The 14,402-nt window shown below is 49.2% G+C and carries 16 protein-coding genes and 1 riboswitch; of the genes, 15 read left to right on the top strand and 1 reads right to left on the bottom strand.

Annotated features, from left to right (window positions below):
• Positions 1-64: 64 nt before the first annotated feature.
• Together DHU66_RS07140 and DHU66_RS07135 are read left to right on the top strand one after the other, a co-directional pair.
• Complete coding sequence (locus DHU66_RS07140; protein ID WP_108775173.1) at positions 65-475, top strand: peptide deformylase; 411 nt, start codon at positions 65-67, stop codon at positions 473-475.
• 89 nt (positions 476-564) lie between these two features.
• Positions 565-641: riboswitch (cyclic di-GMP riboswitch) on the top strand.
• Positions 642-691: 50 nt separating this feature from the next.
• Positions 692-1,801: a GGDEF domain-containing protein gene (locus tag DHU66_RS07135; protein ID WP_108775172.1), complete on the top strand. Its 1,110-nt coding sequence runs from the start codon at positions 692-694 to the stop codon at positions 1,799-1,801.
• On the opposite strand, the gene DHU66_RS07130 is transcribed toward DHU66_RS07135, so the two are convergent.
• Positions 1,791-2,099, bottom strand: a complete 309-nt coding sequence (locus DHU66_RS07130; RefSeq protein WP_108775171.1) for a holo-ACP synthase — start codon at positions 2,097-2,099, stop codon at positions 1,791-1,793. The two genes, DHU66_RS07135 and DHU66_RS07130, sit on opposite strands and share 11 nt — an antisense overlap.
• A gap of 45 nt (positions 2,100-2,144) precedes the next feature.
• Between DHU66_RS07130 and DHU66_RS07125 the strand changes: the two genes are divergently transcribed.
• The 13 genes from DHU66_RS07125 to DHU66_RS07070 all read left to right on the top strand — a co-directional run bounded on the left by DHU66_RS07125 (position 2,145) and on the right by DHU66_RS07070 (position 14,364).
• On the top strand, positions 2,145-3,308 hold the full coding sequence (locus DHU66_RS07125; RefSeq protein ID WP_108775170.1) for an alanyl-tRNA editing protein: 1,164 nt from the start codon (positions 2,145-2,147) through the stop codon (positions 3,306-3,308).
• Entirely contained in the window at positions 3,301-3,960 is a 660-nt protein-coding gene (locus DHU66_RS07120) for an HAD-IA family hydrolase (protein ID WP_167836308.1), read from the top strand. The genes DHU66_RS07125 and DHU66_RS07120 overlap by 8 nt, the downstream gene beginning before the upstream one ends.
• 12 nt (positions 3,961-3,972) lie before the next feature.
• Positions 3,973-5,385 (top strand): glycoside hydrolase family 1 protein, encoded by a 1,413-nt coding sequence (locus tag DHU66_RS07115; RefSeq protein ID WP_108775168.1) that lies wholly within the window; start codon positions 3,973-3,975, stop codon positions 5,383-5,385.
• Positions 5,386-5,681: 296 nt separating this feature from the next.
• Positions 5,682-7,331 (top strand): ABC transporter substrate-binding protein, encoded by a 1,650-nt coding sequence (locus tag DHU66_RS07110; RefSeq protein WP_167836307.1) that lies wholly within the window; start codon positions 5,682-5,684, stop codon positions 7,329-7,331.
• A gap of 274 nt (positions 7,332-7,605) precedes the next feature.
• Complete coding sequence (locus DHU66_RS07105) at positions 7,606-8,460, top strand: ABC transporter permease (RefSeq protein ID WP_209451764.1); 855 nt, start codon at positions 7,606-7,608, stop codon at positions 8,458-8,460.
• Positions 8,461-8,470: 10 nt separating this feature from the next.
• On the top strand, positions 8,471-9,373 hold the full coding sequence (gene opp4C, locus DHU66_RS07100) for an oligopeptide ABC transporter permease (RefSeq protein WP_108775165.1): 903 nt from the start codon (positions 8,471-8,473) through the stop codon (positions 9,371-9,373).
• Between the two features lie 15 nt (positions 9,374-9,388).
• The gene (locus DHU66_RS07095) at positions 9,389-10,381 is read left to right on the top strand and encodes an ABC transporter ATP-binding protein (RefSeq protein ID WP_108775164.1); all 993 of its coding nucleotides are present in this window, start codon (positions 9,389-9,391) and stop codon (positions 10,379-10,381) included.
• Positions 10,378-11,385, top strand: a complete 1,008-nt coding sequence (locus DHU66_RS07090; RefSeq protein WP_108775163.1) for an ABC transporter ATP-binding protein — start codon at positions 10,378-10,380, stop codon at positions 11,383-11,385. The genes DHU66_RS07095 and DHU66_RS07090 overlap by 4 nt, the downstream gene beginning before the upstream one ends.
• Before the next feature lie 3 nt (positions 11,386-11,388).
• A complete protein-coding gene (locus DHU66_RS07085; protein WP_108775162.1) occupies positions 11,389-11,673 on the top strand; it encodes a hypothetical protein in 285 nt (94 codons plus the stop codon).
• A 64-nt stretch (positions 11,674-11,737) separates the two neighbouring features.
• Entirely contained in the window at positions 11,738-12,379 is a 642-nt protein-coding gene (gene ispD / locus DHU66_RS07080) for a 2-C-methyl-D-erythritol 4-phosphate cytidylyltransferase (protein WP_108775161.1), read from the top strand.
• Entirely contained in the window at positions 12,376-12,522 is a 147-nt protein-coding gene (locus tag DHU66_RS12205) for a hypothetical protein (protein WP_167836306.1), read from the top strand. The genes ispD and DHU66_RS12205 overlap by 4 nt, the downstream gene beginning before the upstream one ends.
• A gap of 80 nt (positions 12,523-12,602) precedes the next feature.
• Positions 12,603-13,754 carry a helicase-related protein gene (locus tag DHU66_RS07075; RefSeq protein ID WP_108775160.1) on the top strand — a complete coding sequence of 384 codons (1,152 nt, stop codon included), beginning with the start codon at positions 12,603-12,605 and terminating at the stop codon, positions 13,752-13,754.
• On the top strand, positions 13,732-14,364 hold the full coding sequence (locus tag DHU66_RS07070; RefSeq protein WP_108775159.1) for a ComF family protein: 633 nt from the start codon (positions 13,732-13,734) through the stop codon (positions 14,362-14,364). Before DHU66_RS07075 ends, DHU66_RS07070 begins: the two co-directional genes overlap by 23 nt.
• Positions 14,365-14,402 lie beyond the last annotated feature (38 nt).

Below are 14,402 nucleotides of genomic sequence, written 5' to 3'. Positions count from 1 at the left end.
ACGGCAGACAGATTCTTCTATTATTAATAGAGGAATATCAGGATAGAGAAAGGAGGATCTGTTTATGATCAGAACAATTGTCCGCGATCCGCTGCTGCTGCAGATGAAGGCACGCAAGGCATCATCCAATGATATCGCTTTGGCTTGTGATATGGCGGATACGCTGGATGCCAATCGGGAGAATTGTGCCGGCATTGCGGCAAACATGGTTGGGGAGAATGTGGCCATCATCTGTGTGATGATTGGCTCTGTATGTACATTGTTCTTCAATCCGGAGATCATTGAGAAGAAGGAACCGTATGATGCCATGGAGGGATGCCTGAGCCTGGACGGCCTGCGCAAAGCAAAGCGGTATCAGAAGATTACGCTGCGCTTTCAGGATATGTATATGCAGTGGCATACGATGACTTACAATGGCTTTACCGCAGAAGTGATCCAGCATGAATGCGATCATCTGCAGGGAATTCTGATCTGAATGGCGGCCCGGGGAGAATCTTTTCTCTCCGGGTGATGTATAGGACTTGACGAGATCGTATTTGCGATGTAGGGTATTCAGGCAACTCAAAATTTGATGAGCATAACCGAGGGAAACCCGGCGGCGCAAAGCTAACAGGGCCTGAAAATGGCAGCCAGCTGCAAGATCAAATCTTTTTTTGTGCGCTGAAGGGGCGGTGAAAACATTGGAGGTACGATGGAAAGAGAGATCCGTCATCTGCTGGGACTGGAACATATCAGCCCCGCTGTATATAAAAAGATTACACTGCATAATGCTATGTGCGGCATCGGCTGTTCAATTGCCATGATGCTGTATGGAACAGGTGAACTGTTTGTGGACAGAACAAATGTGCTGAAGATCCTGTTCTGTATTCTGTATCTGATCAGTATGGCAGCCGCATGCTTTCTGTGCGTCAAAACAGTGCGTGGTACATTTCGCCATCCGCAGGCAATGCAGGTGTATGGCCAGATCTGTCTTGGCGAAACAATCGTTTTCGGTATGGTAACAAGCATTGCCAGGATCAATCAGGGAGATCATTTCCTGATCATGCTGTCGACGGTTGTCGGCAGTCTCTGCCTGTTCCGGATCCGGCCGATTGTTTCACTTGGCACGGTAACGGGCATTCATCTGATGATGATGTATGTCACTTCACACTATCAATTCTGGATCACCCATTCCCACTTTTCCTACATTGTCTTTCTGGTGCTCACCGAGCTGGTGTCGCTGGTCGGCTGGCATACATCCTTTTCCAATTTTGTACAGGAAGGCAACATGGCCGATGTCAATACACTGCTGCTGCAGGATAATGAGACATGGCGCAATGCCAGTGTGCGTGATTCTCTGACCGGGCTTTTCAACCGCTATGGATTAAACAGAAACACCGTGCTGTGGCGGGGACGCACCATCTGCGTCATGATGTGTGATGTGGACAATTTCAAGCATTATAACGATACATATGGACATGATGCGGGTGATCTTGTGCTGCAGTACTTTTCGGGGGCACTGAAAGAGGCATTCGGAGATAATGCCTGTTACCGCTATGGCGGCGATGAGTTCCTGGTTGTTTCAGATACTGCCCCGCTGCTGTTTATGGAGAAAGCAAAGAACGTGCAGAAAGCGCTGAAAGAAGGACAGAACTGCGGTAAAACCGGGCCGATCGGTACTTCGATGGGATTTGTGTATGGACGCTGCCGGTCTGATGTGGATCTGCCGGACTTTATCCGCCAGGCAGACCGCAAACTGTACCAAGCCAAGGAATCAGGCAAGGGTACGGTCTTATCCGGCGCTTACAGCATCAAGGAATGATCACAATGGCAATGGCATAGTCTCCATCATGGGCAATGGAGATCTGCCAGTCAGGATGGCTGTCAATATACGGACGGCCATTTTTTTCGTGCAGAATCGAATAGGAAAGCCAGCTTTGATCCTGGGCAGCTTTGAAGATAGCTTCTTTGGCCGCAAAGTGTCCGCCCAGGTATTCCATGCGCCGTCTGTCTGTTTTAAGCTCTGCATATTCCATCTGTTCTTTTTCAGTCAGTATTCTGTGGATCAAAGGCTGATCTAAACGGATGCGTGAAAGCTGGACAATATCAATACCGGTCATATGGTTCCATGATACAATGCCAAAGTAAAAAAGCGGGGAAAAAGTATGGAAATGAATGAGCTGTTTTACAGGGATGCCTATGTAAAGGAATTTGAAGGCATGGCAGTTTCCTGTGAAAAATACAAGGATGGATATGGCATTGTGCTGGATGATACAGCGTTTTATCCGGAAGGCGGCGGCCAGCCGGGTGATACTGGTTATCTGAATGAGATCGCTGTGTTTGATACAAAACGCATAGATGATCGGGTTGTCCATATGACAAAAGAACCGATTGCGGCGGGAACATCGGTGCATGGCGTGCTGGACTGGAACAAGCGTTTTGCCAACATGCAGGCTCATACTGGTGAACATCTGTTCTCGGGCATCGTGCATCATCTGTATGGCTATGACAATGTCGGCTTTCATATGGGTGAAGTCATTCAGGTGGATTTCAACGGACCCTTAAGCTGGAATGATGCCAGGCGTGTGGAACGGCTGGCGAATCAGGCAGTCTGGAGGAATGAACCGGTTCAGATCCAGTATCCGGATGCACAGGCATTGGCAGTGATGGACTATCGTTCCAAGAAAGAACTGCAGGGAAAGATCCGGATTGTGACAGTTGGAAATGAAGATGTGTGTGCCTGCTGTGGGACCCATGTCAGGTTTACCGGCGAGATCGGTCTGCTCAAAGTGCTGACATGTGAAAAGCACAAGGATGGTGTCAGACTGACAATGCTGGCCGGCGCAAAGGCATATGCATATATGTCGATGCTGTTTGAACAGGGACAGAAGATTTCCCATCTTTTATCAGTACCGATGGAGCAGCTGGCATCTTCTGTTGAAAAGCTGCAGGCAGAGGGTGCGGCAGCCCAGGGAAAACTGCAGCAGTTGATCAGAAATGATCTGCTGCAGAAAACGGAACAGGCAGATATCAGAGAGGGACTTGTGACTGTGTTTGGGGAAGGCGGGAATCGCAATGATCTGCGGTTTTGTGCAAAGCAGTCATTATTAAGGGATGAAGTGCAGACGATTGCGGTCTGTTCTCTGGAAGCAGATGGCAGTTACAGCTATCTGATCATGAGTAAGTGTCTGCCGCTTCGCGCATTATGCAGACAGTTAAATCAGCTGCTGGATGGCAGAGGCGGGGGATCTGATGAGCTGATTCAGGGTACCTTCCGGAAAGAAAAGGATGAGATTGCGTCTGTATTGCGTGAGGTGCTGCATGGGTAAGTACGATACAGTCTTATTTGATCTGGATGGGACGCTGACGGATTCTGCCCCTGGCATTACTGCCTGTGCGCAGAAGGCTCTGGATCATTTTGGCCTGCATTATGAGCAGAAGGATCTGACGGTGTTCGTGGGACCGCCGCTGAGAAAGATGTTTCCGCGTTTTGGCGTCAGTCAGGCGGATGTGGAAGAGGCGGTTACAGTGTTCCGGCAGAATTATGAGGACTGGGGAAAGTACGAAAATGCACCGTATGATGGCATTGAGGCGCTGCTGTCTCATTTGTCTTCTGCCGGGATTCAGCTTGGTGTTGCCACCAGCAAGCCGGAACATCTTGCCGTGGAGATCCTGAATCGTTTTGATCTGGCCAGGTATTTTGTTCTGATTGCCGGTGCCAGCCTGGATGGCAGCAGAGATACAAAGGGAGATGTGCTGCGCTATGCTCTGCAGCAGATGAAGTATCAGCATTGCGTGCTGGTGGGAGATACGGTATATGATGCCTGCGGGGCAAAGGAGCTTGGCATTGATGCGGTTGGTGTCAGCTGGGGATTTGGCGATCTGAAGCAGATGAAAGAAGCGGGAATGCGCATCATTGTGAATACGCCGGCCCAGCTTGAAAAGATTTTGCTGGACAGTTACACTGAAAACAGACAATAAGGGAGCGAGAATATGCTGCATAAGAAATTGAAAGCTTTTCCTGAGAATTTTCTCTGGGGTGCATCCACAAGTGCGTATCAGGTAGAAGGTGCCAGTCTGGAAGATGGCAAGGGACCTTCCTGCCAGGACGTCAAGGAAGTGCCGGCTGGTACTTCTGATCTGAAGGTGTGTGCCGATGAGTACCATCATTATAAGGAAGACATTGCGCTGTTTGCGGAAATGGGCTTCAAGGTGTACCGCTTCTCCATCAGCTGGTCCCGTATGATTCCGCAGGGCACCGGTGAGGTCAATCCAAAGGGTATTGCCTATTACAACAATCTGATCAATGAGTGCCTGAAGTACAATATTGTGCCGCTGGTAACAATGTTCCACTTTGATATGCCGGCAGCACTGGATGCGCGTGGCAGCTGGTCCAATCCGGATTCGGTTGACTGGTTTGTCAACTTTGCCAAAGTCATGTTTGAAAACTTTGGTGACAGAGTGAAGTACTGGCTGACGATCAATGAGCAGAACATGCTGACACTGGTGGGACCGGTGATCGGGACGCTGCATATTCCTGCCGGCACAACCAATGTGCTGAAGGAAACATATCAGCAGAATCATCATATGCTGGTTGCCCAGGCAAAGGCGATGGCTCTGTGCCACAAGATGATTCCGGATGCCAAGATCGGTCCGGCACCGAACATTTCTCTGGTCTATGCAGCATCCTGCAAGCCTGAGGATGTGCTGGCATCCCAGAACTTCAATGCGATCCGCAACTGGCTGTATCTGGATATGGCTGTGTATGGCCGCTACAACAATCTGGTCTGGAGCTATCTGGAAGAAAATGATGCCACACCGGAATTTGCGCCGGGTGATGAAGAAGCACTGGCCAATGGCCATCCGGACTTCATTGGCTTCAACTATTATTCCACAGCTACGGTTGCCTGCAGTGATGGTTCTGAGGCACTGAAAGATGGCGACCAGCAGAGTGCCGGCGGTATTCCAGGTGTCTATAAGACGGTGAAGAATCCGAATCTGCCAAGAACGGAGTTTAACTGGGAGATTGATCCAATTGGGTTCCGCAATACATTGAGAGAAGTGTATTCCCGCTATCATCTGCCGATCATCATTACCGAGAATGGCCTTGGTGCGTATGATACGCTTGGCGAAGATGGAAAGATTCATGATACGTACCGTATCAACTATCTGCGTGCGCATATTGAGCAGATGCGTCTTGCGATTACCGATGGTGTTGAGATGATGGGCTACTGCCCGTGGTCTGCCATTGATCTGATTTCGACGCATGAGGGCATGCGCAAGCGCTATGGCTTTGTGTATGTTGACCGTGATGAGTTTGATTTGAAGACCATGAAGCGTTACCGCAAGGATTCGTTCTACTGGTATAAGAAGGTCATTGCCTCCAATGGTGAGGATCTCGACTGAGTGATGGCTGAAAGGGATGGAGTGTGATGCTCCATCTTTTTGTCTGCAGGGTACAGGGAAGAATAGATACTTTGTGGAAGAAAAGTTAGTTAGGTTGTACAAATCTATGCATGCATATAAGTTGAAGTCCCTTTTGTAAAGATCAAACAGGAAAACATGTGGAAAGCAGAATGTAAAAGTTTTCAAAAATAATGTATATAAAAATGAAAAAAGTGAAGAAATTGTGAAATTAAAGACCCCATTTCATGAAATTTGCAGTTATAATGAGCACATACTTTCTAGAGAGGAGAAAGAAAATGAAAAAGCTTGCTTCAACAGCTATGACGGCAGTTCTGGCGCTTTCCCTCGTGGGATGCGGCGGATCTTCCTCAGCAGGCACTTCAGAAAACAAGAATATTCTGAGATTCGGCCTGTCTGGACTCACTGGCACTTACAACCCGTTCATTTTCAGCACGGTTTATGACAACTGGGTATGCAGCCTGATTTTCGAACCGCTGGTAACAAATGACAAGGATGGCAACTTCGTTCCTTATCTGGCAGACTGGACGGTATCTGATGATGAGAAGACCTATACCTTCACACTGAAGGATGGCATCAAGTTCTCTGATGGCAATGCCATGACTGCAGATGATGTTGCGTATTCCTTCAATCTGACAAAGGAAGATGACTATGCTGGTCCTCGTGGCGATCTGGCTGCTGCGATTGACAAGATTGATGTCATCGATGACAAGACTGTTGCTTTCACATTTACGGAAGCTTCTCCTGTCAACATTTCCAAAATTGCCGGCTATGGCATTCTGGAGAAGAGCCATTATGAGCATGACAGCTGGGATGCTCTGACAGCACTGAATACGGATCCGATTGGTTCCGGACCGCTTGTTCTGGACAGCTATGCTGCAAACCAGTATACAAATCTGAAGAAGAATGAGAATTACTGGGATTCCAGCAAGAAGCTGCAGATCGATGGTGTCTCTATGACGAACGTCACTGAGGATACAATTCTGTCTGCACTGCAGTCTGGTGAGATTGATCTCTGCCAGCCTGCTGCCAAGAAGGAAAACGTTGATGGCATCAACGGAATGGACAATGCACATCTGATTTCCTATATCGGCAATGGCTATACATATATGCAGTTCAACTGCACACCGGCTAATCCGGATACGCAGTATCATCATACAGGTGCTCTGCAGGATCAGAAGGTACGTCAGGCTCTGATGTATGCGCTGGACAGAAAGACATTCATCAAGAATGAATATGGTTCTGATGAACTTGCTTCTGTTGGTATGGCACCGTTCTCTCCGATCTCCTGGGCTTTCCCGGACAGCTCTGAGCTGAATGCGTATGATTATGATCTTGACAAGGCAAAGTCTCTGCTTGATGAGGCTGGCTGGACTGATACAGACGGTGATGGCATCCGTGACAAGGATGGCGACAAGCTTGAACTCAACTGGCTCGTTTATACGGATTCCACATGGCCTGGAACACTGGCCTCCATGGCAATTGATTCCTGGGGACAGATTGGCGTTAAGCTGAATGTTGTTCAGATGGATTTCGCAACTGTTGCGTCCACTGTTCAGGATCCTGAACCGGGTGCAAAGGACTTCGATATCTATACGATGGGCTGGCAGGTTGATATTGATCCGGATCCTACGGGCGGCATCTTCGATGCTGATGCAGGCGGAGCCGGTGGATATGACTCTTCCGGACTGTATGATGAGCGTTCTCAGGAACTGCTGCATGAAGGTGTAACGGAGTTCGATCAGACAAAGAGAGCTGATATTTACAAAGAGTGGGCTGTTCGTCAGAATGATCTGCTGGCGACTGCTGTGGTTGCTTACAGAAATGAAATCTGGGGCGTTGCCAACAGAGTCAAGGGTCTCGATGATCTGTCCGCTTACATGGATTTTACAAAGCTGATCTTCGACGTATCACTCGATCAGGCTTGATTGTCAAGGTTCCATTAGACTTCAGTACGATTACGTACTAAAATTGACTAGCATATCGGCAGTGCACCTGCAGATACAAAGTGCACTGCCGATATTTGCTTTTTTCCCTTCCGTTATTCTGAAGTGCGCAGGCTGGCGGGAGAATGTGTATGAAAGGAGTATTATGAAAAACTATATCATCCGGAGACTCCTTCAGATTATCCCAGTCTTTCTGGGCATACTGCTGATTTTGTTCGTCATTATTGACCACGCGCCTGGCAGTATTACCAGTACAATGGTAAACCCGAAAATGACTGCGGAAATGAAGGCGGCTCTGCAGGAGAAGCTTGATCCGGATCTGCCGATCTATGTGAAGTTCTTCAACTGGATCGGGGAAGCGCTGAAAGGCAATCTTGGCTATTCCTACAAGCAGTACAAACCGGTAATTCAGGTGATCGGGGAGAACATTGGCTGTACGTTTGCTCTTTCACTGAGTGCTCTGATTATTTCGATGCTGATTGGCATTCCGTGCGGCATCATCAGTGCAACCAAGCAGTATTCTGCTCTTGATAACTTTCTGACCGTATTCTGCCTGATTGGACTTGCGCTGCCAACTTTCTTCTTTGGTCTTCTGCTTCTGAAGGTATTTGCTGTAGATCTTGGCTGGTTCCCTGTATTTGGCCTGGTAGATTCTACCCGCCATTTCAGCAGCGGCTTTGCCAAGGTAATGAATGAAGCATATCATCTGGTTCTGCCGGCGATTGTGCTTGGTCTTGCCCAGACGGCAAGCTTCATGCGTTATACGCGTTCCAGTATGCTTGAGGTAATCCGTTCTGATTATATCCGTACAGCCCGTGCCAAGGGTCTGTCCGAGAAGGTCGTTATCTATAAGCATGCATTCCGCAATGCCATGATTCCGATTGTGACGCTGCTGGGCTTCCAGATTCCAGGCCTGATTTCTGGTGCTGTCATGACAGAGACAATCTTCTCTCTGCCTGGTGTCGGCAAGATTTCAGTTGACTGTGTTACCAACCGTGACTATCCGCTGCTGCTGGGCATCAATGCGATTCTGAGTATTGTAACCCTGCTGTCAACGCTTGTTGCTGATCTGCTGTATGCGGCTGTGGATCCGCGTATCAAGTATGAGTAAGGAGGAAAAAATGACGGAAGAAAAACAGCTTTCCCGTGAAGAAGAAATCAAGCGGGCCGCCAAGAAGTACTCCTACTGGGGCGGTGTGTGGAGCCGGCTGAGAAAGAACAAGATGGCAATGATCTCTCTGGTGGGTCTGATCATCATTGTTCTGCTTTGCATCTTTGTGCCGATGTTCTCCAAATATACGATTTCACAGACCAACAGTGCAGAGGCAAATATGCCTCCGAGTGCAGCTCACTGGCTCGGCACGGACAAGATTGGCCGTGACCTGTGGGTCAGACTGTTTGCCGGCGGCCGTGTATCACTGGGTGTTGCTCTGTCGGTAACTGCTCTTGAGTGCGTGATCGGCGTTGTGCTTGGTTCAATCTCCGGATTCTTTGGCGGCTTTGTTGATACAGTGATCATGCGTATTTCGGAAATCTTCATGTGCTTCCCGTTCCTGATGATCTGCATCACGCTGCAGGCCGTATTTGGAAATTCGATCCGGACACTCATCGTGATCCTGGCCGTTCTTTCCTGGCCTTCCATCTGTCGTATCGTTCGCGGTCAGATCCTCTCTCTGCGTGAAATGGACTACATGGAAGCCTGCCGGGCACTGGGCATTTCCAATACAAGACAGATCTTTATTCATCTGTTCCCGAACGTCCTGGCCTATGTCATTGTCTATGTCACAATGTCCATGGCCAATGTTATTCTGACTGAGACATCCCTGTCGTTCCTTGGACTTGGCGTCAATCCGCCGACTCCGACCTGGGGCAATCTGATCCAGGAGGCGCGCAACCTGTATATTCTTCAGCAGAAGTGGTGGTACTGGGTACCGCCTGGAGTGATGATTTTCCTTTCGATTTTGTTCTTTAATATGCTTGGCGATGGTCTGCGTGATGCCATCGATCCGAAGATGCAGAAATAAGGAGGTGGCTGACTGATGACTGAAGTAAACAAGAATGAGCCGCTTCTGCAGGTGAAGCATCTGAAGACTTACTTCCATTCCAATGGAACGACAGTCAAAGCGGTGAATGATGTATCGTTTGAGGTGTATCAGGGTGAGACGCTTGGTATCGTCGGTGAGTCGGGATGCGGCAAATCGATGACATGTATGTCTCTCGCCCGTCTGGTAGAGTGCCCTCCGGGAAAGTACGAGGGCGGTGAAATTCTGCTGGATGGCAAGGATATGCTCAAGATTTCGGATGAGGAGCTGCGCCATATGCGCGGCAATAAGATCTCCTATATCTTCCAGGAGCCGATGACTTCGCTGAATCCGGTCTTTAAGATTGGCTATCAGATTTCCGAGGTGCTCCGTCTGCACCGCGGTATGGATAAGAAGCAGGCATGGCAGGCTTCGATTGAAGCTTTGGACAAGGTGAGAATTCCGAATCCGGAGCGTATTGTCAATGAGTATCCATTTGAGCTTTCCGGTGGTATGCGCCAGCGTGTCATGATTGCCATGGCTCTGGCCTGCACGCCGCAGCTGCTTGTTGCCGATGAGCCGACGACGGCTCTGGACGTTACGATTCAGGCCCAGGTTCTGGATCTGATGAACCAGCTGAAGAAGGAGCTTCATACTTCGATTATCTTTATTACGCATGATCTGAGTGTTATTGCAGAAATGGCAGACCGGGTCATGGTTATGTATGCCGGCAAGGTAGTTGAGATTGCGGATGTCAATACGATCTTTGAACGTCCGCTGCATCCGTATACGCAGGGTCTGATTGGCTCCCGTCCTGATCTGCATACCAATTCCAAGCGTCTGACGGTGATTCCGGGCAATGTACCGGATCTTTCCGAACTGCCGGAGGGCTGCTCCTTCGGACCGCGCTGTGCATTCTGTGAGCATAAGTGCCAGGAGGCAATGCCTGAGCTGGTTGAGGTTGAGCCGAAGCACTGGGTGCGCTGCTATTTCCCGGGAGGTAAGAAATGACTGAAGAAAACAAGACTTTGATTGAAGTCCGCCATTTGAAGAAATACTTCCCGATCAAGGGCGGCGTGTTCTCACGCCAGGTAGGTTCTGTCAAGGCTGTGGATGACGTATCCTTTACGATTCCGGAAGGAAAGGTCATGGGTCTTGTCGGTGAATCCGGCTGCGGCAAGAGTACAACAGGCAGGACGATGCTGAATCTGATCAAGCCTACTTCTGGTGAACTGCTTTACCGCGGTGTGGATATTTACAAGCTCAAGCCGGCTGAAATGCGCAAGTACAGGACCAAGATGCAGATTGTATTCCAGGATCCGTATTCTTCTCTGAATCCGCGTCTGCCGGTCTATGACATCATTGGTGAGGCTATGCTGGAACATCATATTGTTGCCAACAAGCAGGAAATGATGTCCAAGGTATTTGAGCTGATGGATAAGTGCGGTCTGTTCCCGGAACAGGCTGGGCGTTATCCGCATCAGTTCTCTGGCGGCCAGAGACAGCGTATCTGCATTGCCAGAGCGCTGGCAGTCAATCCTGAGTTTGTCATTTGTGATGAAGCAGTATCGGCGCTGGATGTTTCCATCCAGTCGCAGATCATCAACCTGCTGAAGGATCTGCAGGATGAATACAAGCTGACGTATCTGTTCATTTCACATGATCTTTCGGTTGTGAAGTTCATTTCAGATGAGGTTGGTGTCATGTACCTGGGAGAACTGGTTGAGATTGGTTCCAAGGAACAGATCTTTGATCACTTCTGTCATCCGTATACGCAGGCGTTGCTGTCTGCTGCACCGTCGTTTGATCCGCGCAAGCGCAATAACGACAAGCGCATTATTCTGCAGGGTGATCTGCCTTCTCCGGCTAATCCTCCGAGTGGATGCCGCTTCCATACGCGCTGCCCGTATGCAACGGAACGCTGTGCAAAGGAAGTGCCGCAGGTTTATGAGGTGGAACCGGGTCATAAGGTCCGCTGCCACTTTGCCATGGATTACGCCAAGAAGGGTTTCTGATTCATGTTCTTTATCCATCGCAAACAGGTTGATGAGGATGTAGAAAAGATCCGCCAGTATACACTGGCTGAGGCTGATCCTGAGAAGCTTGCCCAGGAGATTCAGGCAGAACAAGAGGCGAAGGAAGCTGACCGCCGCCAGCATGATGAGGCTGTCAAGGATTTTACGGCAAAGGATGTTGTGGCAATGTCCATTGCTGTGTTCCAGATCCTGCTGCCGATCTTTCTGATCATGTTTGCTGTGGCTGCCCTTGTAGTCTTTTACTTCTGGTACATGGGAATGCATTGAGGAGACAAATCGTCTCCTTTTGTTGTATCAGGCTTATAATCAAAGAAATAAACGGAGGAAATACATGAAATACGGGGCAGTCATTGTAGCGGCAGGAAAGGGAAGCCGCATGCATCTGGGCTTTAACAAGGTATTTGCAGAGCTTCATGATGGGCATTCGATTCTTGAACATTCCGTGCAAGTTTTCCTCTTGGATCCGGATTGTGCCCAGATTGTTGTGGTTACCGATCCTGGTCAGTATTGCAAACAGTTGAAACTGCCGGAATGTGGCCGGATTACGCTTGCCTGCGGCGGCAGTACCCGTCAGGAAAGTGTATGCAATGGTCTTGAAGCAATGCTGTGTGATATTGTCATGATTCATGACGGGGCCAGGCCATTCCTTTCTGCATCATCTCTTTCAGCTTTAAAACAGGCAATGGAAACAGAACAGGCAGCCTGCCTGATGGTGCCATGCAAGGATACGATCAAAGTTGTCAAAGACGGCTATATCGAAGAGACTCTGCCAAGGAAATCATTGATGGCAGCCCAGACACCGCAGGTATTCCATACAAAGGATATTCTTGCCTGCATGCACAAAGCCATGACGGATGGCTATACTGGCACCGATGACTGTTCTCTGGTGGAAAAATACAGTGATATCCGCATCAGGGCTGTACAGGGGGATTATGCCAATTTCAAAGTCACTACGCCGGAGGATCTGAAGTGAGCGCCCAGAATACCGATCTGCTGACATCTTCCTCTTTGACCTATAATCGCGAGAAAGAAGTGAAGATGCTGTGTGATCCTGCCACCGGTCAGTGGCTGCATCAGCAGAATATCAGGCTGGTCAGTTATGCAAACCTGCATTGAGCAGAAAGGAGTTGCCTTTCTGCTTTTTTGATGGGGAGACGGCAGGATAGGCGGACATATAGAGGCAGGAGGAGAACAGGATGAAGTGCAGAAGATGCGGAAATGAAGATCCTGCCTGGTTTTATCATGGCCATAAAGGGTGGTACTGCCGTCGTTGCATCGGTTTTGGAAGAATGATGGCAGAAGATGAACAGGAAGGCTCCATACGTCATGAAAGCAGTATTGGAGCACAGGAATACAGTCTGAAGTATGATCTGACTCCGTGGCAGCAGAAACTGTCACAGGAATGCAGACACAGCGTGAAACATCATGATGTGCTGCTGGACTGTGTGTGCGGTGCTGGCAAGACCGAGCTGGTCGTGGGCGCAATCTCAGATGCATTAAGGGAAGAAAAGAGGGTGTGCTTTGCCATTGCCAGAAGGCAGGTTGTACTGGAAGTGGCCGAAAGACTGTCACAGTACTTTAATAAGGCAAAGGTTGTGGCAGTGTGCGGCGGCCATACCGATGATCTGGATGGGGATCTGATTGTGTGTACAACCCATCAGCTGTTCCGCTATGGTCATACATTTGATCTATTAATCCTGGATGAGCCGGATGCCTTTCCCTATCGCGTGGATCCTGTGCTGCACAGCATTGCGGCTAACAGCTGTACCGGCCATGTGATCTATCTCAGTGCCACCCCGGATGAGGAATTGATGCGGCGCGTGAAAGAAGGAACCCTTGTCCATCTGAAACTGAATGTGCGTCCCCATGGCAAACCCATTCCCGTACCAAAAATCATCGTTGCCCCTATGCTGGCGGCTGTATGCATTCTGCTGGTATGGCTGAAGGATCATGGCAGCCATGGCCGCATGGTGTTTGTGCCAACCATTTCAATGGCAGGATGGCTTGGCCGTCTGCTTTCTGTTCGGGAAGAATGCTTTGTTTTAACAAGCAAAACAGAGAACAGAGATGCTGTGATCGAAAAGTTCCGCCAAAGCAATGCAGGATTGATCGTTGCAACAACAGTTCTGGAGCGCGGTGTGACCTTTCCGGATGTGGATGTGTGCGTCTTTCACGCAGATCATGGTGTCTTTGATGAAAGCAGTCTGATTCAGATGGCAGGCAGAGCAGGCAGAAACTTCTTCAATCCGTATGGAGATATTCTGTTTCTTTGCATGCAGAAAAGTGCTGCTGCGATTGCCTGCCGGAAAACACTGGAGAATGCCAATGCAATGTCTGCTGTGTCATAAAGAGATCGGCTCTGACAGCCTGTATGATCTGCTGATATCCAATGATGTCCTGTGTTCTGCCTGCCGGGGCAGCTGGAAGCGCATTGATCTGCATTTTCAGATTGCCGGTGTGCCTGCCTATGCCCCATGGCTGTACGAAGAACATTTTTCACATGCTTTGATTCAGTATAAAGAGGCAGGGGATGAAGCCCTGGCACCTGTATTTTTCCAATTGGATCAAAAGAAACTGAAGCGAAAATACCGGAACTGGTATGTCTGTGCGATGCCAAGCACGGAAAGAAAGAGAAAACTGCGTGGTTTCAGCCATCTTGCCCTGATGTATGACTGGCTTGGTGAGGTGCATGAGCCATTTGGCCTGAGGGAGCAGCTGGATCAGAAAGCAAAAGGGATTGAGAGAGAGCGGATGGCTTCCAATCTTTTTCTGCAGGAACCTGTTGATGCAGAGAAGATTCTGCTGGTGGACGATACGGTCACAACCGGCGCAACGCTGCGTGGTGCACGATGTGCACTGGGATCTGGCCGTTATGTGGAAATATTGTGTGCATCGGCGAATCACCGCTTTGTCAAAGATCGTGGGAAGAGGATGGGAAAACGGCCTGCAGCGCCATGATGCGTGGACTTTTGACAGTTGGAATAATATAATGTACT

The organism is Lactimicrobium massiliense, assembly GCF_900343155.1.
GTDB classification, from domain to species: domain Bacteria; phylum Bacillota_I; class Bacilli_A; order Erysipelotrichales; family Erysipelotrichaceae; genus Bulleidia; species Bulleidia massiliensis.
Note: the sequence above shows the minus strand (reverse complement) of the source record. Positions and strands in the feature narration are given on the sequence as shown.

Coding starts and splice junctions, on each gene's coding strand:
- opp4C (WP_108775165.1), top strand. CDS start 8,471: ATGACGGAAGAAAAACAGCTTTCCCGTGAAGAAGAAATCAAGCGGGCC.
- DHU66_RS07095 (WP_108775164.1), top strand. CDS start 9,389: ATGACTGAAGTAAACAAGAATGAGCCGCTTCTGCAGGTGAAGCATCTG.
- DHU66_RS07125 (WP_108775170.1), top strand. CDS start 2,145: ATGGAAATGAATGAGCTGTTTTACAGGGATGCCTATGTAAAGGAATTT.
- DHU66_RS07130 (WP_108775171.1), bottom strand. CDS start 2,099: ATGACCGGTATTGATATTGTCCAGCTTTCACGCATCCGTTTAGATCAG.
- DHU66_RS07075 (WP_108775160.1), top strand. CDS start 12,603: ATGAAGTGCAGAAGATGCGGAAATGAAGATCCTGCCTGGTTTTATCAT.
- DHU66_RS07085 (WP_108775162.1), top strand. CDS start 11,389: ATGTTCTTTATCCATCGCAAACAGGTTGATGAGGATGTAGAAAAGATC.
- DHU66_RS07070 (WP_108775159.1), top strand. CDS start 13,732: ATGCAATGTCTGCTGTGTCATAAAGAGATCGGCTCTGACAGCCTGTAT.
- DHU66_RS07090 (WP_108775163.1), top strand. CDS start 10,378: ATGACTGAAGAAAACAAGACTTTGATTGAAGTCCGCCATTTGAAGAAA.
- DHU66_RS07105 (WP_209451764.1), top strand. CDS start 7,606: ATGGTAAACCCGAAAATGACTGCGGAAATGAAGGCGGCTCTGCAGGAG.
- DHU66_RS07110 (WP_167836307.1), top strand. CDS start 5,682: ATGAAAAAGCTTGCTTCAACAGCTATGACGGCAGTTCTGGCGCTTTCC.
- ispD (WP_108775161.1), top strand. CDS start 11,738: ATGAAATACGGGGCAGTCATTGTAGCGGCAGGAAAGGGAAGCCGCATG.
- DHU66_RS07140 (WP_108775173.1), top strand. CDS start 65: ATGATCAGAACAATTGTCCGCGATCCGCTGCTGCTGCAGATGAAGGCA.
- DHU66_RS07115 (WP_108775168.1), top strand. CDS start 3,973: ATGCTGCATAAGAAATTGAAAGCTTTTCCTGAGAATTTTCTCTGGGGT.
- DHU66_RS07120 (WP_167836308.1), top strand. CDS start 3,301: ATGGGTAAGTACGATACAGTCTTATTTGATCTGGATGGGACGCTGACG.
- DHU66_RS07135 (WP_108775172.1), top strand. CDS start 692: ATGGAAAGAGAGATCCGTCATCTGCTGGGACTGGAACATATCAGCCCC.